This window comes from Cohnella sp. GCM10012308, assembly GCF_042649185.1.
In the GTDB taxonomy this organism is placed as follows: Bacteria; Bacillota; Bacilli; order Paenibacillales; family Paenibacillaceae; genus Cohnella.
On the sequence record NZ_JBHRYU010000033.1, the window covers coordinates 69,399 to 89,972 of the forward strand.

Annotated in this window: 21 protein-coding genes; 5 read left to right on the top strand and 16 right to left on the bottom strand. The window is 61.9% G+C overall.

The window, feature by feature from the left end; translation table 11 throughout:
- Positions 1 to 58: 58 nt before the first annotated feature.
- The gene (locus tag ACFOTD_RS27405) at positions 59 to 925 is read right to left on the bottom strand and encodes a helix-turn-helix transcriptional regulator (RefSeq protein ID WP_378123136.1); all 867 of its coding nucleotides are present in this window, start codon (positions 923 to 925) and stop codon (positions 59 to 61) included.
- A 204-nt stretch (positions 926 to 1,129) separates the two neighbouring features.
- Between ACFOTD_RS27405 and ACFOTD_RS27410 the strand changes: the two genes are divergently transcribed.
- Positions 1,130 to 1,960: a phytanoyl-CoA dioxygenase family protein gene (locus ACFOTD_RS27410; RefSeq protein WP_378123137.1), complete on the top strand. Its 831-nt coding sequence runs from the start codon at positions 1,130 to 1,132 to the stop codon at positions 1,958 to 1,960.
- On the opposite strand, the gene ACFOTD_RS27415 is transcribed toward ACFOTD_RS27410, so the two are convergent.
- Together ACFOTD_RS27415 and ACFOTD_RS27420 are read right to left on the bottom strand one after the other, a co-directional pair.
- Complete coding sequence (locus ACFOTD_RS27415) at positions 1,929 to 2,858, bottom strand: hypothetical protein (protein WP_378123138.1); 930 nt, start codon at positions 2,856 to 2,858, stop codon at positions 1,929 to 1,931. The genes ACFOTD_RS27410 and ACFOTD_RS27415 overlap by 32 nt on opposite strands.
- A 172-nt stretch (positions 2,859 to 3,030) precedes the next feature.
- The gene (locus tag ACFOTD_RS27420) at positions 3,031 to 4,338 is read right to left on the bottom strand and encodes an HNH endonuclease (protein ID WP_378123139.1); all 1,308 of its coding nucleotides are present in this window, start codon (positions 4,336 to 4,338) and stop codon (positions 3,031 to 3,033) included.
- Positions 4,339 to 4,618: 280 nt separating this feature from the next.
- Here ACFOTD_RS27420 and ACFOTD_RS27425 point away from each other — a divergent pair, with 280 nt between their 5' ends.
- Positions 4,619 to 5,254 (top strand): hypothetical protein, encoded by a 636-nt coding sequence (locus ACFOTD_RS27425; RefSeq protein WP_378123140.1) that lies wholly within the window; start codon positions 4,619 to 4,621, stop codon positions 5,252 to 5,254.
- A 51-nt stretch (positions 5,255 to 5,305) separates the two neighbouring features.
- On the opposite strand, the gene ACFOTD_RS27430 is transcribed toward ACFOTD_RS27425, so the two are convergent.
- From ACFOTD_RS27430 to ACFOTD_RS27455, 6 genes are all read right to left on the bottom strand, one after another.
- Positions 5,306 to 7,771: an ATP-dependent DNA helicase gene (locus ACFOTD_RS27430; protein ID WP_378123141.1), complete on the bottom strand. Its 2,466-nt coding sequence runs from the start codon at positions 7,769 to 7,771 to the stop codon at positions 5,306 to 5,308.
- A gap of 160 nt (positions 7,772 to 7,931) precedes the next feature.
- Positions 7,932 to 8,216 carry an alpha/beta-type small acid-soluble spore protein gene (locus tag ACFOTD_RS27435; RefSeq protein ID WP_378123142.1) on the bottom strand — a complete coding sequence of 95 codons (285 nt, stop codon included), beginning with the start codon at positions 8,214 to 8,216 and terminating at the stop codon, positions 7,932 to 7,934.
- A 122-nt stretch (positions 8,217 to 8,338) separates the two neighbouring features.
- Positions 8,339 to 9,253, bottom strand: coding sequence for an ABC transporter substrate-binding protein (locus tag ACFOTD_RS27440; protein ID WP_378123143.1), 915 nt, complete (start codon positions 9,251 to 9,253; stop codon positions 8,339 to 8,341).
- Positions 9,254 to 9,666: 413 nt separating this feature from the next.
- On the bottom strand, positions 9,667 to 10,848 hold the full coding sequence (locus tag ACFOTD_RS27445) for an NAD(P)/FAD-dependent oxidoreductase (RefSeq protein WP_378123144.1): 1,182 nt from the start codon (positions 10,846 to 10,848) through the stop codon (positions 9,667 to 9,669).
- A gap of 36 nt (positions 10,849 to 10,884) precedes the next feature.
- Positions 10,885 to 11,316: a DUF1641 domain-containing protein gene (locus tag ACFOTD_RS27450; protein WP_277568086.1), complete on the bottom strand. Its 432-nt coding sequence runs from the start codon at positions 11,314 to 11,316 to the stop codon at positions 10,885 to 10,887.
- A 234-nt stretch (positions 11,317 to 11,550) separates the two neighbouring features.
- A complete protein-coding gene (locus ACFOTD_RS27455) occupies positions 11,551 to 12,897 on the bottom strand; it encodes a CynX/NimT family MFS transporter (protein ID WP_378123145.1) in 1,347 nt (448 codons plus the stop codon).
- A gap of 248 nt (positions 12,898 to 13,145) precedes the next feature.
- Here ACFOTD_RS27455 and ACFOTD_RS27460 point away from each other — a divergent pair, with 248 nt between their 5' ends.
- Together ACFOTD_RS27460 and ACFOTD_RS27465 are read left to right on the top strand one after the other, a co-directional pair.
- A complete protein-coding gene (locus tag ACFOTD_RS27460; RefSeq protein ID WP_378123146.1) occupies positions 13,146 to 13,301 on the top strand; it encodes a hypothetical protein in 156 nt (51 codons plus the stop codon).
- Positions 13,302 to 13,355: 54 nt separating this feature from the next.
- Positions 13,356 to 13,487, top strand: coding sequence for a DUF4023 family protein (locus ACFOTD_RS27465; protein ID WP_378123147.1), 132 nt, complete (start codon positions 13,356 to 13,358; stop codon positions 13,485 to 13,487).
- Positions 13,488 to 13,546: 59 nt separating this feature from the next.
- Here the strand turns inward: ACFOTD_RS27465 and ACFOTD_RS27470 are convergent, their stop codons facing one another.
- The 4 genes from ACFOTD_RS27470 to ACFOTD_RS27485 all read right to left on the bottom strand — a co-directional run bounded on the left by ACFOTD_RS27470 (position 13,547) and on the right by ACFOTD_RS27485 (position 17,776).
- Positions 13,547 to 14,464: a polysaccharide deacetylase family protein gene (locus ACFOTD_RS27470; RefSeq protein WP_378123148.1), complete on the bottom strand. Its 918-nt coding sequence runs from the start codon at positions 14,462 to 14,464 to the stop codon at positions 13,547 to 13,549.
- Positions 14,464 to 15,771, bottom strand: a complete 1,308-nt coding sequence (locus ACFOTD_RS27475; protein WP_378123149.1) for an MFS transporter — start codon at positions 15,769 to 15,771, stop codon at positions 14,464 to 14,466. The genes ACFOTD_RS27470 and ACFOTD_RS27475 overlap by 1 nt, the downstream gene beginning before the upstream one ends.
- A 181-nt stretch (positions 15,772 to 15,952) precedes the next feature.
- Positions 15,953 to 16,420, bottom strand: a complete 468-nt coding sequence (locus ACFOTD_RS27480) for a MarR family winged helix-turn-helix transcriptional regulator (protein WP_378123150.1) — start codon at positions 16,418 to 16,420, stop codon at positions 15,953 to 15,955.
- An 822-nt stretch (positions 16,421 to 17,242) separates the two neighbouring features.
- Entirely contained in the window at positions 17,243 to 17,776 is a 534-nt protein-coding gene (locus tag ACFOTD_RS27485) for an ester cyclase (protein WP_378123152.1), read from the bottom strand.
- Between the two features lie 184 nt (positions 17,777 to 17,960).
- Here ACFOTD_RS27485 and ACFOTD_RS27490 point away from each other — a divergent pair, with 184 nt between their 5' ends.
- The gene (locus tag ACFOTD_RS27490; RefSeq protein ID WP_378123153.1) at positions 17,961 to 18,386 is read left to right on the top strand and encodes a DUF1284 domain-containing protein; all 426 of its coding nucleotides are present in this window, start codon (positions 17,961 to 17,963) and stop codon (positions 18,384 to 18,386) included.
- A 5-nt stretch (positions 18,387 to 18,391) separates the two neighbouring features.
- On the opposite strand, the gene ACFOTD_RS27495 is transcribed toward ACFOTD_RS27490, so the two are convergent.
- Genes ACFOTD_RS27495 through ACFOTD_RS27505 form a run of 3 tightly spaced genes read right to left on the bottom strand, consistent with a single transcriptional unit; the run spans position 18,392 to position 20,351 of the window.
- Positions 18,392 to 19,090: a hypothetical protein gene (locus tag ACFOTD_RS27495; protein ID WP_378123154.1), complete on the bottom strand. Its 699-nt coding sequence runs from the start codon at positions 19,088 to 19,090 to the stop codon at positions 18,392 to 18,394.
- Complete coding sequence (locus ACFOTD_RS27500; protein WP_378123155.1) at positions 19,087 to 19,983, bottom strand: ABC transporter ATP-binding protein; 897 nt, start codon at positions 19,981 to 19,983, stop codon at positions 19,087 to 19,089. The genes ACFOTD_RS27495 and ACFOTD_RS27500 overlap by 4 nt, the downstream gene beginning before the upstream one ends.
- Positions 19,980 to 20,351: a GntR family transcriptional regulator gene (locus ACFOTD_RS27505; RefSeq protein WP_378123156.1), complete on the bottom strand. Its 372-nt coding sequence runs from the start codon at positions 20,349 to 20,351 to the stop codon at positions 19,980 to 19,982. The genes ACFOTD_RS27500 and ACFOTD_RS27505 overlap by 4 nt, the downstream gene beginning before the upstream one ends.
- Positions 20,352 to 20,574: the final 223 nt, after the last annotated feature.

Below are 20,574 nucleotides of genomic sequence, written 5' to 3' on the forward strand. Positions count from 1 at the left end.
ATCCCTCCTTGCGGCTATTCTCTTGCGCTGCAACCGCTTGCAAAAATGACGGTCATCGCTATTCCAACGGCGTAGCCGCCGGCGAGCGCTTGCGGTATCCGCTCGGCGACGTCCCGCTGTAAGCCTTGAACAGCTTGCTGAATGAATACAAATCGGCATAGCCCAGCGTTTCGGCGATCTGCGTGACCGGCATGTCGGACTCCGCCAACAGCAGCCGGGCCCGCTCCATTCGCAGTCCGGCCGCATAGGACTTCAGCGTCCGGCCGGTATGGCGCTTGAACAGTTGGCTCAAATATCGCTGCGAGACGCCCGCCTCCGCAGCTACCGCCTCCAGGTCGGCCTCCGCCCAGGCGCCTTGCCGGAGCGAATCGCTGGTTCTCCGCACCAGCTCCCGGTGACGCACGGACGCCCTGCCGGCGGGCCGCGTCTCCCGCTCGCTCCGGTACAGCTCCAGCAGAAGCAGCTTGATCGTGTAGTCGAACTCGACCTCCGCCCAGAGCGGCGGCATATCCTGCAGCTCCAGCAGCCTGCCCATCAGCGCCTCGAAGCGCGCGCCGTCGTGTACCTCCACCCGCCTGCGCGGGGGCGAAAAGCTGCCGGCCTTCTCGTCGTCGCCAGTTGTGCGGAAGTGGCAGTAAATGACCGTCAGCCGGTCGTCCGGATGCTGCTCCACGTCGATCCGGTCGCCGGGGCGCAGCGTGAAGCAGCATCCGGGGGCAATCGGATACCGGCTGCCGTTGACGGTCATGCTGCCGGTTCCCGCGAGCACATGCCAAAAATCGTAATCCGGCATCTCCTGCACATGCCAGCTCCACCCCGGCTCGCAGCGTGCTTTTCCCATGATGCGGCCCGGTCCGAACGCGACGCCCGACAGCGGACTGACGTCACGTACGACAGTCTTTTCCTCGTTTGTCCCCGATTCCATACCGCCGCTCCCTTCCGGCGCCGCCGCAGGGCGCACGAGGTTCGTCCTTTGCCTAACATTATACATAAGCCCGGAGAATCGGGAAGGCTTTCCGCGGATTAATTTCATGCGTTGCGTTTTCATACAAATCGGCTCCTCTCGCTCCATTCCGGCGTTTCCGGCGAGCCGCTATACTGGCTGCAAAGACCAAAAGGAGTGATCACGATGAGCCTCAAGCCGCTCGATCCGCAGGAAATCAACGAAAAGCTATACAAGCACCGCGGGATTCATGCCGCGCTGCCGGGAATCGATAGCCTTCGCGACGAAGATTATGCGCATTACCGCACGCAAGGCTTCATCGCCGTATCCGACATTCTGAGCGCCGCCGAGGTATCGGAATCGTCGGATGCGATCGTGCGCATTATTTTTGATCCGGACACGCAGGCAAAGGTCCAATTCACGAAGCCGCAGCGCGAGCTGAAGGATGACGCGGAGCGGGAGCTCGCCGTCCGGAAGGTGTACGAGTTCGTCGGGCACGACGAACAGCTGCGCGCCATGGCTTATCACCCCAACATCCTGAACGTCGTAGAGAAGCTGCTCGGCGGCAAAGCGAAGCTCGTGCAGGACATGGCGCTGCTCAAGCCGCCCACGGGCGGCGGAGAAAAGCCGTGGCACCAAGACATGGCTTACGGTCCGCTGGCATTTCACCAGGCGGTCGTCGGCGTCTGGATCGCGCTGGATGCGGCCGGCTTGGACAATGGTTGCATGCACGTCATCCCCCGCTCGCAGATGTCCGGCGCCGTGCCGCACTACGCCGTGCGCGACTGGCAGCTGTGCGACGAGGCGGTGCCCGTCGAGCGCGACATCGCCGTGCCCCTCGCGCCGGGCGGCGCTCTCTTTTTCCACGGCCTGCTCTTCCACGGCACGCCCAACAACACGTCCGACAAGCGCAGGCGCGCCCTCCAGTTCCACTACGCCCTGGAGACGTCCGACAAGATGTCGCCGCAGGAGTACAAGCGCGTGTTCACCAACGAGCTGACGGGGGCGGAGTGTTGATCGTGAAGGATCGTTGAAACAAAAAATAACAGCCGTGCGCCGGACGCGCCTCTTGGGGCTCGGAAACCGTCGCGCGGCTGTTTATATTGCAAGGAGCTGTCTTGCTATAGCGATAGGAGGCGCAGTTCGGCAATGTGGCGCTGTACAGCGCTACTGGGAGCTGGTTGGTGGCTCGAACCGGCAATGTGGCGCTGTACAGCGCTACTGGGAGCTGGCTGGTGGCTCGAACCGGCAATGTAGCGTTGTACAGCGTTACTTTGGGCTGACGGGTGGCGCGGTTCGGCAATATAGCGTTGTACAGCGTTACTCTGGGCTGACGGGTGGCGCGGTCCGGCAATGTAGCGCTGTACAGCGCTTCTTTGGGCTGACGGGTGGCGCGGTTCGGCAATGTAGCGTTGTACAGCGTTACTTTGGGCTGACGGGTGGCTCGAACCGGCAATGTAGCGTTGTACAGCGTTACTTTTGGCTGACGGGTGGCGCGGTTCGGCAATGTAGCGTTGTACAGCGCTTCTTTGGGCTGGCGGGTGGCGCGGTCCGGCAATGTAGCGTTGTACAGCGTTACTTGGAGCTGACGGGTGGCGCGGTTCGGCAATGTAGCGTTGTACAGCGTTACTTTGGGCTGACGGGTGGCGCGGTTTGGCAATGTAGCGTTGTACAGCGTTACTTTGGGCTGACGGGTGGCGCGGTTTGGCAATGTAGCGTTGTACAGCGTTACTTTGGGCTGACGGGAGGCGCGATCCGGCAATGTAGCGTTGTACAGCGTTACTTTGGGCTGACGGGTGGCGCGGTCCGGCAATGTAGCGTTGTACAGCGCTACTTGGGGCTGACTGGTGGCGCGGTCCGGCAATGTAGTGCTGTACAGCGCTTCTTTGGGCTGGCGGGTGGCGCGGTCCGGCAATGTAGCGCTGTACAGCGCTACTTGGGGCTGACGGGAGGCGCGGTCCGGCAATGTGGCGCTGTACAGAGCTTGGGGCTGGCGAGAGACGGCCTCGCTATCGCAAAAGAACCGCCAGGGCTGCTGCCCCGGCGGCTGTCGTCATTGATACGATTCGGTGGTCTCTTCGTATTCGCTATTCCAGAGGCTTGACCGGGATGCCGGCTGCGACGAACTCGTCCAAGTCGCGGTTGGCCTTGGTCTGGTTGCACAGATTGCAGGCGCAGACGCAGTTGTCCGGGGTCGTATGCCCGCCCTTGGAGCGCGGCAGCAGATGGTCGATCGTATCGCCGTAATCGCCGCAGAAGTAGCAGATGTACTTGTCCCGGTTCAGGATCATGAGCCGGAAATCCCGGTTGCTGAGCAGCCTGCGGATCGTATGGCGGTTGACGACGACGGCCGCGTGCTCCCGCACCAGCGTGACCGCCATCTCCAGGTCGATCTCCTGGTACCAGCCGCGTCCCTTGTCGGTCCGGCCGCGCATGCGGACGAACCCCTCGCGCGTCGCCTGAAGCTGCGACGCGTCGTGCGGGTCGATGCCGCGCGCCGCGCCGCCCGGCGCGCTCGCCCGGGCGCGGGCCGAGCCGCGCGGCTGGACCCGCGGCGCAGCCTCGCCGGCCGTCGCCGCCTGACGCGGCTTGTCCTGCTGCGGCCTCCCGGCGGCCGCCTTCGGCTGCGGCGAGATCGCCCTCGTGGGCGCTGCCTGCGCTGCCGGCAGCACGGCGTCCTCCGCCGGCTGCTGCTGCGCGGCAGCCGCTCCGCCGCGGCCCTTGCGCCGGCCGCGGCGCTTGCGCTTCGGCGCGCCGGCAACGGCTGGCGCCGCCGGCTCCTCCGCAGGCGCGTCGGGCGCGGCCTGCTCCGGCACAGCTGGCGCGAGCGCGCCCGACGCGCTGGCCGCACCGCGCTTGCGCCGGCCGCGGCGCTTGCGCTTGGGCGCGCCTGCAGCCGCTGGCGCAGCCGGCTCTTCCGCAGACGCCGCGGGCGCGGCCTGCTCCGGCTGCTGCGGCGCATCGCCGCCTGCGGCGGGCGCTCCCCCGCGCCGCCGACGGCGCTTGCGCGCGGGACGCGGCGCCTCCTCGGGCGCGACGGCGAGCGCTGCCGCCTCGTCGAGCGCCGCCTCGGGCGCGGCCGCAGGCAGCCCGCGGCGGCGCCGGCCGCGCTTGCCGCCCGGCGCCGCGCCTTCGGCGAAGCCGCCTACGGCAGCGCCCGCCTCGGCCGCTGCAGCCTGGGCGTCCGCCTCCCCAGGCGAGCGATCTGCGCCGGACGCCTCCGCAGGCAGGGACGCCCTGCATTGCTTGCAGATGCCCCTGCGGGCGTTCGCTCCGGCCCGCCGTCCGGACCTGCGGCGGAACTCCGATATCGGTTTAAGCTCGAAGCAGCTCACGCATTGCTTCAATTCCGCGGACGCCGCCTGGCTCTCAGGTGTCGATGTCGGCTTGCTCAACGCTGTCAGCTCCGTATCTCGTTAGAAGTGTTACGTCCATTATACTTGATTTGCCAACGTTTGGCTCGGCCGCCCCGCGCAGCGCGCGAGGCCCCGCTCAACTCGCGCTCCCGCAAGCCTCCCAGTACCGGCTCTTCTCGTACCAGCGCGTCACGCATCGGCATTACATTTCGCATGACTGCGGTAACTTACCAATTACTGCATTCGCATGCCACAATATGCCATAGTCGAACCCGCTTCGCGGCGTTCGAGACGGAACGAATGAAGGAGAGATCGAATCATGAAGTTCAACAAAAACGCGCTGCGCCTGACTGCGGCAGCGGCGCTTGCCGTCGCATTAATCGCGCCCGGAGCGGCCCAAGCGGCGGACGCCGTCGTCAAGACCGACAGTGAAAAGGGATTCGCCGCCCTGCAGGTCGGCAACCGCGTGTTCGTGCACGACAGCGAGAAGCAGCTGTTCCAAACGAACGGCAAATTCCACGACGGCAAGCTGATCGACCTGTTCACGCTTCCTTACGGCCCGGCGACAATCCCGCTGATCCTCGTCTACAACGACAAGGCCGGCTTGACGGTGTTCAGCGACCTGTGGCCCGAGTTCGCCAAAGGCAAGGAAACGAATACGACCGAGGAGTACATGAGCGGCCATATTTCGTTCAAGCCGATGAAGAAGGCGGCCAACCGGACGAACCACAACTATGCCGAGCAGGTCGGAGATACGGTGCACGTGTATACGGCCAATGACTTCGGCGATCTGAAAAAAGGCTATCATGAATCCTATGCTGTTAAAGGCACGCTGCGCGGCCTGATCCTGTACGATTGCTGTCCGTACGCGGTTCTCGAGAGCCCTGACGGCGGGCTGGACGTCTATCATGCCGGCAAGGAGGGCCCGATGAAGGCGGGACATATCAATCTCTAAAACGACGGATCCGCAGACCCGGGCCTTTGCGCTCCGCTGCGGATTTTTTCCTCACCCTCCCGGCCCGCCGCCGTCGGCTCCCCACTCCTCCGGCAGCAGCCGCCGGTAAGGCGCGCGCCGGTACCGGTCGTCGATCAACACCAGCACGCCATGGTCGTTCTCGGTGCGGATCAGCCTTCCACCGGCCTGCAGCACCTTGTTCATGCCGGGATAGACGTAGGCATAGTCGAATCCCGGCAGTCCGGCGTCATCGAAATGCCCCCGCATCAAATCCCGCTCGAAGCTCGGCTGCGGCATGCCCACCCCGACGACCGCGACGCCCTGCAGCCGGTCCCCTGCCAAGTCTATGCCTTCGGAAAAGACGCCGCCCAGTACGGCGAAGCCGATCAATGCCGCCACGTCATCTGCCTCGAAGGCGGCGAGATAAGCGCCGCGTTCTTCCTCGGTCATATCCGGCCGCTGCGCCATCGTGCGCCAGACGCCCCCGCCCTGCTCGAGAAATGTCTCGTAAACGGCATTCAGATAGGCATAGGACGGGAAGAAAAACAAATACCGGCCGGGTCTGCCCGAGAGCAGCGCCAGCAATCTGGAGGCGATCCTACCGCGGCTCGACTCCCGGTCCGCGTACCGGGTGGACAGCGGGACGATCTCCGTCTCCCACTGCTCGGTCCGGAACGGCGAAGGCACCGAGACCGAATAGTCCGTCTCCTCCGCGCCGATGAGGTCCATGTAATAACCGAGCGGAAAAAGGGTCGCCGAAAAGCAGATCTGCGAGCGGTATCCTTTGCGCATCTGCCGCAGCAGCCGCGAAGGGTCCATGCAAAACAGCTTGATCCGCACGTCGCCGCGCTGCCGCTCGGCGAATACGATATGTCTTTTCTCGTCGTACAGCTTGACGATTCGCATCCAGTGGACCGCCGCGAAATAGACCTCGAGCAGCAGCGCGTACGGATCCGCTTCGGCAGCCGGCGCTTCCTCCGCATCTGCAGGCGGGCCGTCTGCCGCAGCGGACGGGACCCCAATTGAAGTAGCGTCAGCGAGCGCGAGCGTCTCCCAGGCGCGCAGGGCTTCGTCCGCTCCTGCAGCGCTGCGCTCCCTCCCGGCCAGTGCAGTCTCGGCCGCTTCGGCAAATGCCTCCACCGCCCCGTTCAACGCTTCCGGCAAGCCCTCGGACAGCACGAGAAAAGCGCCTTGTCCTTCGTCCCGCTTGCGAATGGCCAGCAAGGCGGCGTCGACGGACTTGGCCGCGGCGCGCACGGCGTTGTCCTTGCCCTTGAAGGCGCGGACGAGCTGCAGAAAGTCTCGCTTCGTCAGCTCGGCGGAGTACATCTCTCTGGCCCGGTCGGGCAGATTGTGCGCTTCGTCGACCAGCAGCGCGCAGGAAGCCTTCCACTCGGCGGCCACTCGCTTAAGGGAGATGCGCGGATCGAAGATATAGTTATAATCGCAAATGACGGCGTCGGCGACGTAGGCGACCTCCAGCGACATCTCGAACGGACAAACCCGGTGCTTGGCCGCGTATCGCAGCAATTCTTCCTTGCCTATCAGCGTCTCGTTGGACAGCAGGTCCAGAATCGCGCCGTTGATCCGGTCGAAAAAACCTTCCGCGTACATGCACAGGCCGCCTGCGCAGCCTTCTCCCCCGGCTTGTTCGGCGGCAGCCGAGCACAGCTTGTCCTTGGCGGTGATCGTGACCGCATGCATGTGCAGCCCGCCGTCCTGCAGACGCCCGAAGGCGTCCTCGGCGGACGCGCGCGTCGTCGTCCGGGCCGTCAGGTAGAAAAGCCGCGACAGCCGGCCTGCGCCGATCGACTTCACGGCGGGATACAGCGTCGACATCGTCTTGCCTATGCCGGTAGGCGCTCTGGCGAACAGCTGGTGACCTGCCTCGATGCTGCGGTAAACGGCGCCGGCGAGCTTCCGCTGGCCCGCGCGATACGCGGGATAAGGGAAAACCAAGCCCGCTATACTCTCGTCCCGGGCGGCGCGATGCCGCAGCTGGAGCTCCGCGAACGGCGCATAGCTCGCCACGTAGCCCCGGATACGGCGTTCAAGCTCGGCAAAGTCGGCCGTACGCTCGAAGGATCGGCGCGCGGCGCCTTCCCCTCCCGTTTCCACGTACGTCATTCTCACCCGCATGCGGTCCACGCCCTCGATATTCGCGTACATATACGCGTAGCAATAAGCCTGCGCCCAGTGGACTTCAGGCGTCTCGGCCTCCGATAGGGGCAGGCTGCCGCCGGTGGACTTGATCTCTTCGATCGTGATGCCGCCGTCCTCGCCTGTCAGCAAGCCGTCGCATCTGCCTTCGATCGCGAACAGCAGCTCTCCCCACGGAATCTCCGCGCGCAGCTGCACTTCGCTGCGGTCCCGCTCCCCATAAGCCTCCTGGATCTGCTGGTGCGCCTTGACGCCATCCGCCATCGATGCCGTCTGACGGAATCCGCTTGCCAGATCGCCGCTTCGCAGCGCGTATTCGACCAGCGGCCTCACCGCGATCGTGACCGTACCCCGCATACCGCCGTCCCCCAAGCCGTCTCGCGTTTTCTGCCGGAACACTTGTTCTCTCATTGTATCACGTAAGGGGCGGCATGGGAAAATCCAGGCAATCGATCGGCAAAAACAAACCCGCTTGGACGCAGAAGCGCCAGCGGGTTTGTCTTGGGGACGGCGAGCATTAAGGCTGTTTTTCCGACAGCTTTTCCTGCGCCAGCCGAATCATCTCGCGTACCATGGAGCCGCCGATCTTACCGCCGATATGACCCGCGTCTTCGGTCGTCAGATGACCGTTGTCCCCCGGCGTCAGCGGTATGCCAAGCGACTTGGCGACCTCGTACTTTACATCGTCCGGATGCGCGGGATCCACCGCGTAGCCTTCCTTGCGCATGACCTCCGCCTTGAACGCATTGACGCCTTGCTCGGCGCCGGGGACGGCGAGCCGTCTCGACCTTCTTCTGGACATGCCTCGCACCACCTTTTCATCGGATGATGCTAGCTTGCGCGTTCCCCGCGCCGTTATTCCAAAAAGAAAAGGAGCGGGCAACAGATGCTGCCAGCTCCTCTTTAATCGCTTATCTAAATCGCTTATTTGCTCAACAGGTCGACGACGTCATGCAGCTGCCATTTCAGTGCCGCCGCGCTGAAGTCGTTCCAGTGCCCGCTGTCTACGAGGTACACCTGGTTTTTCTGAACGGCCGGGATGTTTTTCCAGGCCGAGTTCTTAAGCGAATCGTACGTATCCTTGTCGGCTTGGCCGTCGACCATGATGAACAGGCGGTCGGCATCGGCTACGTTAGCCGGCACGGCCTCTTGCGTAACTTCGGTCGTAGCTGTCAGCGTCTTGACGTGCTCGGTCGGCAGGAAGCCGAGATCGTCGTACAGCGGCGTGAACACCTTCGTCGGATGTTCGTAGATTTTCTTGCTCCAGAATTGGAGAATGCCGACTTTTTCGCCTTCGGCGATTTTACCCTTGAGCTTTTCCTTAGCATCGGCGACTTCGGCTTTATAGCCGTCCAAGAACGCTTGCTTCTGGTCTTCGATGTCCAGCAGCGCGGCCAGATCGTCCAGCTGCTCGTAAGGCGTGCGGCCAAACGTCGTCGCATAGGTCGGGGCGATTTTTTGCAGCGCGTCGACGACTTCGGGCTTGAAGTAGTTACTCACGATGATCAGATCGGGCGTCGCGGCGACGACCTTCTCGTTGTCGGCTTCTTGATCGCCAACGCTAGGAATGCCTGCCACGGCTTCGGGATCGTCTTTGTACTTGTCCAGGTAGTAGTTGATCGTGCCGACCGGCTTAACGCCGAGCTGCAGCAGATCGCCGAAGTTGTTGATCGCGACGACGCGCTGCGCCTTCACGGGCACCTCGATCTCGCGGCCCATGCCGTCGGTCACTTTTTTCGTCGCTTCAGCGTTATTGTCTTTGCTGCCGCAAGCGGTGACGACGCTGACGAGCAGCAGGATGATTGTGAGGAGCAAGCCGGATTTGCGGAACTTAGACATGTAAGTATTCTCTCCTTGGAGGTAGGTTTGTTTGTGTCCGTCGCTGGGATCGTCACATGATGTCATCGATAACGATTCTCAGTCTCACTCGGACTATATTACCGGATATCCGGAGAAATGGCAATGGCAAGATGTGCGGCGGGACAATGCCCAAGATTATAGTATGTCGGCAAAGACAGCGATGAGGCAGCGAAGTGCGACGAAATGGGGGCGATGATGCGATGACCGGCTAAAAGGGCCAAGAAGAGGTGCTGCTTTTCAGACTAACGATCCTTATGCCGGCGCTTTCCGGCCAAAATCGCACAATAACGATGCGCCGCATCCTTATTGTGCCGCCAAGCATTCCAAGCCTAAACGCAAACAACTCCGCCCCGGCCGAAGCCGAAGCGGAGCTGCTTGCAAACGCATCAATCCTATTCGAGCACCGCGAACAGACCCTTGATGTGCGTCAGGTAGCGGATGTTGCTCATTTCCTTCATCAGCGTCGCAGGGAAGCCCTTGAAGCGGGTGCCGCTTGCGCCGACGGTGCCGACAGCGTCCTTGCGCCCGAGGCTGCCCAGCGTACCGGAGAATACCGGCTGGAACGTGCCTTGCACGCCGCCCTTGATTACGGCAGCCAGGTTGTGGCCGATGAGCTCGCCCATTTGCCAAGCCAGCTGCGCCGTCGGCGGATAAGGACGCGCGCCTTCGCCCGGAATGACGACCGCGCAGTCGCCTGCGAGGTAGACTTCAGGGTGCGAAGTCGATTGCAGCGTGTCGGTAACCGATGCGCGGCCGCGGTTCACTTCGATGCCGCAGTTCGCGACGATCTCGTGGCCTTGGACGCCGCCGGTCCAGATGATGGTGTTGGACTTCAGCGTGCGGCCGTCCTTCAGGGAGACGGTGTCCTTGGAGGCTTCGGTGATCGCTACACTGATGATGAACTCGACGCCGCGCTTCTCGAGGCTCGCTTGCGCGCGGGCGATGAGCTCCGGCGGGAAGATCGGCAGAATCGCCGGGCCGGCTTCGACGACGTAGAGCTTGATGTCGGCCGGGTCGATGCCCTTGGCGCGCGCGACTTCAGGCAGCTTGTCTGCGAATTCGCCGACGAGCTCGATGCCCGTCAGGCCGCCGCCGCCGACGACGATCGTCGCGTCAGCCGGATCCTTGGACGCCTTGTAGGCATCCAGACGCGCATGTACGTGCTCGCGGATCTTGTTAGCGTCGCTGACGGACTTCAGCACGAAGCTGTTTTCTTGCAGTCCGGGGATGCCGAAGTAAGCCGTCTCGGAGCCGAGGGCGATGACGAGGTTGTCGTATGTGTACGAGCCGCCGCCGGCCGTCGTTACCTTTTTGTCGTTCGGCTTGATCTCCTTGACAGTATCGATGATCACATTGATGCCTTGGTTCTTCAGCAGCTTGGCAAGCGGCAGCGCAACAGCAGGTTCGCTGATCGTGCCTGCAGCCAGGCGGTGCAGCTCGGTAATGATCTGGTGGGTCGGATAACGGTTGATGACCGTAATCGCCGCTTCGTGGACGCTCAGGTGCTGACGAGCCGTCAGCGCGCTCAGCAATCCGCCGTAACCGCCGCCCAGGATCAAGATTTGTTTAGCCATGGTCCATCCTCCGTTCGTGAGTCAGTGGTTTGGGGATTAGCGTTGCTGCTGGCGCTCCGCCAGTACGTTCAGGAATGCTTGGGTGTAGCGCAGCGTCTTTTGCACTTGCGGATCCTTCAGCATTTTGAGCAGACCGAACAGGCCTACAGCCTGCGTGTCGGCTTCGGCACGGTCGCCGGCTTCGATCGCTGCGGATGCGAGGCCCTTGGCCTTGTCGACGACAGGCGTGAAAAACTCGACGATTCCCGCCTTCGTGTCGTTGATGAAAACTTGGTCCTTCGCGAGGCCGGAAGCGAAATCGTACGCCGCGGTCAGCGTCGTCACCATCTCGGTCAGCTTGGGCAGGTTGTCCACCAGCGTGGTGAGCGATTGTTGAACTTCCGGCTTCATCAGTTGATCCAGCACATCCTGGGCCTTCTGCGCGTCGACAGCTTGCTCGGCGCCTTGCGATTGCGGTGTGGTAGTCATGAGACAAAGTCCTCCTTTACAGTAAGGTCATGCGGTCTCTTGCGATTCTCCGTCTCGTCGGACGAAGGGGCACGGGGAGGCGGGCGACATTTGTACCATTTTTCACATAAAAAGGCGTGCCGCTATTCCTTTAGCTTCTTCGTATTCGATCCGGAAGGTCGAAATGAACCCTTGTTCACCATTTTACACCCGTTTGCGCCCCAGATGTAAAAAAATTAAAAAGGTTAATTGTGTCTATTTTGTGTCGGCGCCTGTCGAATCATTGGGGGCCGACACGGAAGCTGACGATACATAGGCGGCCCGGCTCGAGCCCAGCCCGAACAGCGCAGCCAGCGCCACGACGACGACCATGACCACGAGCGGCGTCTGCCATCCCCCGGAGCGGTCGTGGATAAAACCGATAAAAGCGGGGCCTACCGCCGCCACGAGGTAGCCGACGAATTGAGCCATGCCCGACAGCTCCGTCGCCTCGCTCGCGGTGCGGGTGCGCAGCGAGAAAAACACGAGGCAAAGGCTGAAGCTTGCGCCAGCGCCGACCCCGATCAGAAGTACCCACGCAACCGTCAGAGGTCCCGTGCCGGCATCCAAAAGCAAGCCCCCGTATCCGACGAGGAGCATCGTCATGACGATCGCCATAATACCCCGCTGGCTCGGACGCCGCGCAGCAAGCACCGGCGCCAGGAAGTTGGCGGGCAGGCCGATGATCTGCATGAGCGACAGCATCCAGCCTGCGGTGCCCGGACTCATGCCGCGATCCTGCAGAAGCTCCGGCAGCCAGGTGACGTTGACATAAAAAATAATCGATTGGAAGCCCATGAACAAAGAGACCTGCCAAGCCAATGGCGAGCGCCACGGGCGCGCTGACGCGACGACCGGGCGGCTGACGCCCCGCTCGCGCCGGCCGCGGCTGACCTGCGGCAGCCAAGCGATCATCGCCAGCGTGGAGGCGAGCCCCCATACGCCGAGCGCGCCGCGCCAGCCGAAGCCCGGCGCGTCCGCAATCGGAATGCTGACGCCGGACGCGATGCCGGCGACGAGCGTAAGGGCGACCGAGTAGATACCGGTCATGAGTCCGGCGCGGTTCGCGAAGTCCCGCTTGATGAGCGCGGGCACGAGCACGTTGCCAAGGCCGATGCCGATGCCGATCAATACGGTGCCCGCGAACAGCAGCGCCGAATAAGGAGCGGCCCGCACGATTACGCCCACCGTGATCAAGGCCATGCCGACGAGGAGCGTGTTCTCCGCGCCGTAGCGGCGCGACAGCTTGGGCGCCGCCGGCGAGATCACGGCGAAGGCAAGCAGGCCGAGTGTTGTCAGCATGCCCGCGCCTGCGCCCGACAGCGCCAGGTCGTCCTTGATCCGGCCGACTACCGGTCCGACCGCGGTAAGAGCGCCGCGCAGATTGGCCGCGATCAGCACGATGCCGACGGCCAGCCAGAGCAGCCTGCCGCGCTTAGCCTTCTCCGCGCGCTCGCGCTCCTGCGCTTGCTCGAGGGCAAGCTCCCGCTCCGATTCGGATGGCACGCCCGGGCGATCTAAATCAAGCATTGCATTATTTTCGCGATTCGAAGTGTTCTTCATCCTCATCCATCCTCCGGGCATCACCTACAGCATACGCCAAACCCGCCGCGCGAATGCCGAGCCGGCGCTGTAACTTATCTCCGGCAATGCCCGAATTGTAGCACACGGTGTCAAGTTCGTCATACCTCGACGATCCGTTATAGTGGCTTCGACGCCTTAGCAGCCTCCCCGCGCTATTCGCATAATCCCCTTTGACGCAAGGGAAGACTACAAAAGCAATTTAACGATCTCGAAGAGGAGATGACGACATGTCCGGACGCAACAACAGACCGAAGAACGGCGGACCTGCGGGTCATCCCGGCAGACTGGACCAATTCGGCGAAAAGCTCGGCTCGCGGAACGAAGAAGAGTTTCGCACGGCGGCGGATACGGCCTGCAGCTCTGGTTCGAAGGGTAAGAAATAAAGGATGATCGTGCACTCATTTTATCAAAAATCATAAGCAAGGGGGTTCGCGGACATGAGCGATACGCATGAATTCGTGGAGCAGGTCCATGATCGCCAGCGCAAGGATAAGCGCAATAAAGCGCATCAGGGTCAAGGCACGCAAGGCCAGAAGGTGTCTTCCCGCCAGCACAGCACCAATAAATAAGGCGGCGCGCCTCCGAACGAAACCCGTTCGAGGGCGCGCTTTTTTTGCATCCGCGCTCCTCAGCTCCGTCCAAGCAGAAGCCTGGCCAACCTGAGCCCCGAGCCGAGCCGGGGCCGCCGCAGCTTTTCCCGCACATACCGGTAATCCGTCAGCTGCACGCCCGCGTCTTTCACCGCTGCCGAGAAATCGGGATCCAGCATGAGCTTGTATTCCCACACCCGTTTATCCCAATGGGGAATGCGGGCGCCAAGGTCGGCGTCCGGAACCGCCGGGTGGATAAAGGTCTCGACCACGCCTTCCGGCAGCGTATACAGCTTGGCGATCAGCATCTCCTTAAACGATTCGTACGTCTCTCCCGGTTGAACCTCGTAGGGATGGCTCAACAGGTAATCCGGCACCGCCACGCCGAGCGTGTCGCATAACGCGACCGCCTTGGCCAGGGTCGCCTCTACGCCGGGCGCGTTCGCCGTTATCGCTTCGGCAGGGTCGATATGCCGAAACAGCCGAAACGGCAGCCCCCTGCGCGAGCATTGCCAAAAGACTTGCGGCAAATAGCTGCGACCGGTGGCGATGCCGTATAGGCTGCCCATATGATTGTCCGCGTGCGTCACGGCGATGCCGGCCCGCGCGACGGCTTCGAACTGCGCCTTCATCTCCGCGATGACGTCGGCCTTGGCGGCTCCGCGTTCGAACGCCTCGACGGTCTTGTACATATAGCCGTCCGAATCGTGCAGGGAAGCGCTGCCCGTCAGGCTCGCAAAACGCACGGCGTCGTATTCGCTCGTGAAGGTCAGATGCAGGCCGATGTTGGCCTCGGGGTGGCGCCTGCACCATTCCGCGGCCTGGTCAAAGCCCAGGGCGGGCGTCATGATCGTGGCGGACGAGACCCGGCGTTCCTCAAGCAGATGCATGATGGCTTCGTTCGCCGGCGCGCTCTGGCCAAAGTCGTCGCAATTTAAAATCAGCAGCTTTGCCATCAGGCGTCGATCCCTCCTGGCATGTGCGGCGTCACGGGGACGGGCTGCGGCTTCAGAAATAGCGAGATGACGAACGAGACGGCCAGCAGGGAGAGCGGTACGATACAGATCAGATAGCGGAACGTTTCTTCCGGATGCGGCCCCGGCTCGTCGCCGCTCACGTAGCCGAACAGCCGCCCGACGATGAAAAAGGCGAGCGCAGAGATCAGGCCGCTGGAGCGCGTGAGAAAGCCGCCGACTGCCGTGTACATCCCTTCTCTGCGGCGGCCGGTACGCAAAGCGTCTCTGTCGATAATCTCGCTGGTGAGCAGCGCCGGGGAGACGAGAAAGCCCGCCAGTCCGAAGCCGAAGCAGATGCCCGCCGCGATGCCGGTGCCCAGATTGTCGGCGAACCACAGAGGGATCACGGACAGTCCATATACGATGAAGGAGAAGCGCCAGCTGCGGTAGCCGCCCAATCTTTTCACAATATAAAACCATACCGCGACGAGCGGAATGACCGATACGAAGACGGAAGCCATCAGCAGCATGACGTCGCTCTCTTCGACGCCGAGCGCGTACTTCGCGTAGAAGGGAATCATCGAGCTGACGAGACCGTTCACCGTCTGGGCGAAAGAGCAAGCCACGAAAAAAAGCCAGAGCTCTTTGTTCTTCAAGGTTTCGCGAAACGCCTGGACGAGCGGCAGCGGCTCTTCCTTGGCGAACGTCTCGTTCTCGCGGACATTCAGGACGAAGATCGTCATGAAGATGCCGAATAGGGCCGCGTATACGACGGACATCGTGCCGAAGCCGAGCGCCTTGTAGAGAATCGGCGTCAGCGCCGTACCGATCAGGATGGCAAGAATCTGGTAGGCCTGCTGAACGGCCGACGCCTTGGCTCGCAGGCTGTCGCCGGTGAACAGCTCGGGAAAAAGCGCGCCGTAGTTCACCCATAAGATCGTCGCGATCGCTTCGAAGAGGATGAGCGCGACGAGGAACCAGGCAAATAAAGCGCTGTCATGTAAGCCCGTAGGAACGGCGAACACCATGACGAAGGCCAGCATGAACAGCGGGATGGACACGAATATCCAGGGCCTGCGGCGGCCGTGCCGCGAGCGCGTGCGGTCGGAAAAATAGCCCGCCATCGGCTGGTTGACGGCGTCCCAGATGAGATAGATCGTCCGCGCGAGCGTGGCGAGTCCGACAGCCAGCCCCAGCTTTTCAACATAATAATACGTGTAAAACGAACTGAAGGCCTGGCTGGGCACCATCATCGCGAACATCCCGAGCGCATAGGCCGTCGGGGAGTTCAGAAACTTCCTGCTCATCGGCATTCTCCCGTCGCATGTAGATTCGCGGCCTGCTCCGCGGAAAGACGCCGAGCGGCGGCGTCCGGCGCGGCGCGCCGTTCATCTACACCATTCTACAAACGGGCGGCAATTCCCTCCATTACTCCAAATCGCTGGAATATGAGAGCGGATGGTCAAAACGGGAATCTGTCTGAAGGGTTTACCATACCGGCCGGAACTTCACGGTCCCCTCGCCGAAGGAATGAACGATGTCGCGCATGCTTTGCGTCAACCGCTCGGCTTCGCGCTCCCCGAGCCGCTCGCGCCATCTTTTCTCTATGCTGCCGAACTGCGCCTCGGTCGCCCGGATGCAGGCCCATCCTCGCTCGGTGAGCACGACCATCTTGCCGCGACCGTCGCTCGGATGCGGACGACGCTCGACATAACCGCGTCCTTCGAGATAATCGATCATCTGCGTGGCCGCCTGCTTGGTGATCTCCAGATGCTCGGCCAGCTCGATGCCCGTCGCTCCGCCGAACGAGAGCTTCTGGAACGCGTAGCCGTGCGACGGACGCACGTCGTCGAAGCCCTGAGCAGCCAGCTCTCGATGCAGCTCGTCAACCGCCGCGCGGAAGGCCGTCGCAAATAAAAAAGTTAATTCGTAACCCCAGGCGCCCGCCTCGGACATGGCGTTTCCCTCCCGATCCCTTGTCCTGCTTGTCGCTGTCCATTGTATCACATGCGGTGGGAGGGGGAGGGCTTGGGGGCGGAGGGCTTGGGGGCGGAGGGCTTGGGGGCGGAGGGCTTGGGGGCGGAGGACTTGGGGCGGAGGGCTTGGGGGCGGAGGACTTGCGGCGGAGGGCTTGCGGCGGGGAGAGCTTGAGGCCGAAACGGGACCGACTTGGGTGCAGGCGGCACAATGCGGCGCGATTTGGCGCGGCGCGGGACGAGACGTTACGAACTGCGGACACACGATCCGTTATTCGACGAAAATGCCCCATTTGAAGGCTAATTCGGACCACAGATCCGTTATCGCCGTGATTGGGCGCCAGATCGGCCCATTCTGCGGCCCATAACGGATCACCTGTCCGCTAACATCGACGAATCCCGAACTTAGAGCAAATAGCGTACGCTGTGTCCGGAGGAGAGGCCTGAACAGGGAAACTTACCTGCCTGGCTACCAACAAATCGTCTGATCAGCGGATAAGCATATCAATCCATCCTCATTACCTCGCACCTCCCGTTTCCCGCCGCCCGCCTTACGCATCCTGTCTTGCGCATCCTGTCTTACGGCCTCCGCCATACGCATCGTGTCTTACGCATCCTGTCTTACGGCCTCCGTCATACGCATCCTGTCTTACGTGTCCTGTCTTACGTGTCCTGTCTTACGCATCCTGTCTTACGCCTCCCGCCGCCCTCCGAACCTCCGCTCCCTATCGAAGCCGCCACAGACTAACAAGCGCCCCGCTTCTTTTCCAAGTAACCCGCTTTCCGCTTCCTTGGCTGCCCGTTACTCGACCGCCGGCGCGCCGTTCACGCGGCAGGCAGGCTGCTCGCTAAGCTCCGCGCCGATCTGGCGCAGCAGCGCAGCGGTGTCGAATAGCGCCCAATGCTCCGCGATCCGGCCATTCGCGACGCGGTATTCCCGGTACAGCTTGGCATCGATCGGCAGGCCCGTGGCCGCTTTACCTCTAAACGTGCCCAGATGGGTCCCTTTCATCCGAAGGCGGACAACGACGCGATCCGCCTCCGCCGTGACGCTTTCGACCGTCGACCGCTGATCGGGAAACGCCGTCCGCAGCCTTTCCGCCATCGCAAGCAAGCCGTCCGCATTATCCGGTTCATAGGCATGATCGAGGTAATCGTCCGTCAGATACTGCGCGACACAGGCAGAATCGCCTTCATTCCAGAATCGTTCGATGAAATCTCGCGCAATTGCTGCGGGAGTCGGGATTCCTTCAGAGTTCGTTCTTTCACCTTGTTCGCCTAACTGAGCAAGCTCATTTTCACGGAATGAACTTAAAGCTTTCGGCTGCTGGTTCATGCACTTTGCCTCCCTTAGATATAGTCAATTTAATTGACCATATGCAAAGAATAGCATGAGGCGGCAAATTAGTAAAGCAAATTGACTATCCCATTCTGCCAGCCCTCCCCGCCGACAAGCATGCAGAATTGTTAACCGCCTGTTATAATCAAGGTTAACAAAGAAGCCAAAGGAATGACGACGCATGACAATCAAGCTGCGCGGACATCATCTGCTCTGTCTGCTGGGTTACCGGGGAAAAGGGTACTCGGAGGGGTTTTGCGCGAACATGACGCGCGTATACGAGCGGCTTCGGGCGGAGCCCGAAACGGAGATCGAACTGATTCTTGGACCCGACGACATATGTGCGGCGTTTCCAGAGGACCAAGAGCCGCATTGCGAGAATGCGAGCGTGTACCGCAAGGATGAGGAGATCGCGCGGCAGGTCGGCATCGCGATCGGAGAGCGGCGCACGTGGACGGAGATCTTAGCCGGCGTCGCCGCTCGCGTGCGGCCGGACGACATCGGCTCCCTCTGCAGCGATTGCAGATGGGAGCCGTATGGGTTGTGCCGCGAAGGCGTGGCGCATATTCATATGTCGCCCAATCTGCGGGAGCTGCCTCCCGCCTGACGGCGTCAGACGGACGTGCGGCGCAGCAGCGCATAGGAGATCGCCATGAACAGGAGCGTCAGCGGCGCGGTGCCGCCGGCGATCTCGAGCATCGTGCGGTCCGCCAGCCAGTGCCCGAGATCGATCCACCAGCCTTGCTGCGTCATGACGTAGCTCCAGACCGTGCCGATCGCGAGGACGGCGATGGAGAGGATGAACATGCCGGTCTTGCCGAAGCGCTTGGCGACGCAGGCGATCAGGAAGCCGAGGTAGAACAAGAAGACGATCAGCAGGAAGTAGATCAGAAACTGAACTGGCGCGGATCCTTCGCTGAGGTAGGGCAGGTGGAAGAAGTAGAGTCCGACTCCCCAGCCTTCGGTCCACTCGTTCTCGATGTACGACAACAAGGTCAAGCCGGCGGCGCAGACGACGCCCACCAGGCCGATGACGCCTCCCGTGCCCCAGAAGTAATCGGATCTGCGAACGCTGAAGCCGAGCAAAAAGGGCAGGGTGCTGGATACCGACATGATGCCGGCCGCGAGCATGTAGATATACAAGGACGCGACGCCGCCCGTCGTGATGTCTTCCTTAGAAAAGAAGGCGATGGCCAGATTAACGACAAAGCTCGATCCGGAGATGATCCAAGGCAGCAGGAACCAGCTGAATTTGTCCTTCAGAATCGTGGACGTGACCGCCTTCATTCTTCCGCGTTGGGCGATATTCATAATGAGACCGCCTCCTTCTCCCCTTTTTTGCCGCCCGTCAGATGGACGATCAGCTGCTGAAGCGACACCGGCGCGAACTCCAGACCGCGCTCCGCGGCCTCTCTGCGCTCCTGCGGACTCGCCTCTCCCATGACCGTCGCCGAAGCGATCGAACCCATCGCGTCCCGCGACAGCACCTTTTTCCCCGACAAGAACGACTCGATCCTGGCGGCGGCGCCGACGACGCTGTAGGCCATCCCCGACAACCGTTCTACGTCCTGGTCCAGCAGCAGCTGGCCCTGGTCGATTAGCAGCACGTGCTCCAGCAGGCGGCTAACTTCGTCGATCAGGTGCGTCGACAGGATGACGGTGCGCGGATGTACGGCATAGTCCTCCAGCAGCCGGTCATAGAACAAGGTGCGCGCCACGGCGTCCAATCCGAGATACGGCTCGTCGAAAATCGTAAGCGGCGCTCGGCTGGCCAGCCCGACGACGACGCCGGCGGCGGACAGCATGCCCCGGGACAGCTTCTGCATCTTGCGCTTCATTGGCAGCCCGAACGCCTCGGCCAGTTCGGCCGCGTACGCCGCGTCCCAATTCGGATGCAGCGAGGCGGACACCTCCAGCACGTCCTTCACGGTGAACATCGGAGGGTACTTCTGGCTCTCCTTGATGAAGCAGACGCGCCTCAGCACCGACTCGTTCTCGAACGGCGCTTCGCCGAACACCTCGATATCCCCGCCTGACGCGAATTGCTGCGCCGTCAGCATGTGCATGATCGTCGTCTTGCCGGCGCCGTTGCGGCCGAGAAGCCCGTAGATCTTGTTCTCCTCCAGCTCGAAGCTTACGCCGCGGACCGCCGCGGTGCCGCCGTAGGACTTGGTCAGGTTCGTTACCTTTACGATCGCGCTCATGACTTGTTCCCTCCCTTGCGGACCATGTCCGCCAGCTGATCCTGCGTAATGCCAAGCTTCTCCGCTTCCCGCATCATCGCCACGACATACTGCTCGAAGAACTGCTCCTTGCGCTTCTCGACCAGGCTCGCCTTCGCCCCCGTCGCCACGAACATGCCGATCCCTCTCTTCTTATAAAGAATGCCTTGCTCCGTCAACAGATTGACGCCCTTGGCCGCCGTCGCCGGATTGATCTGGTAAAATGCCGCGAACTGATTGGTCGACGGCACCTGGGATTCCTCAGGCAGCGCGCCCTCGATAATGTCGTTCTCGATGCGTTCGGCGATTTGCACGAATATCGGACGGCTGTCGTCGATCAGGAAGCTCATCGTTAACCTCACCACCACACTGGTTAATTACTTATGTAACTAACCATACAACACTCCCAATGATGCGTCAAGCAGGCGAGTGCCTATTTTTAGAAAAAAAACGTTCGGATCGGAGCAATCGATGAGAAATGCCGGCGGCGGGAGCATGCTACAATGAGGATTGACGAGAGGCTTGGGGTACGCGGACAAGCTTCGAGAGAACCGGCTGCGAGCCATGGAGGAG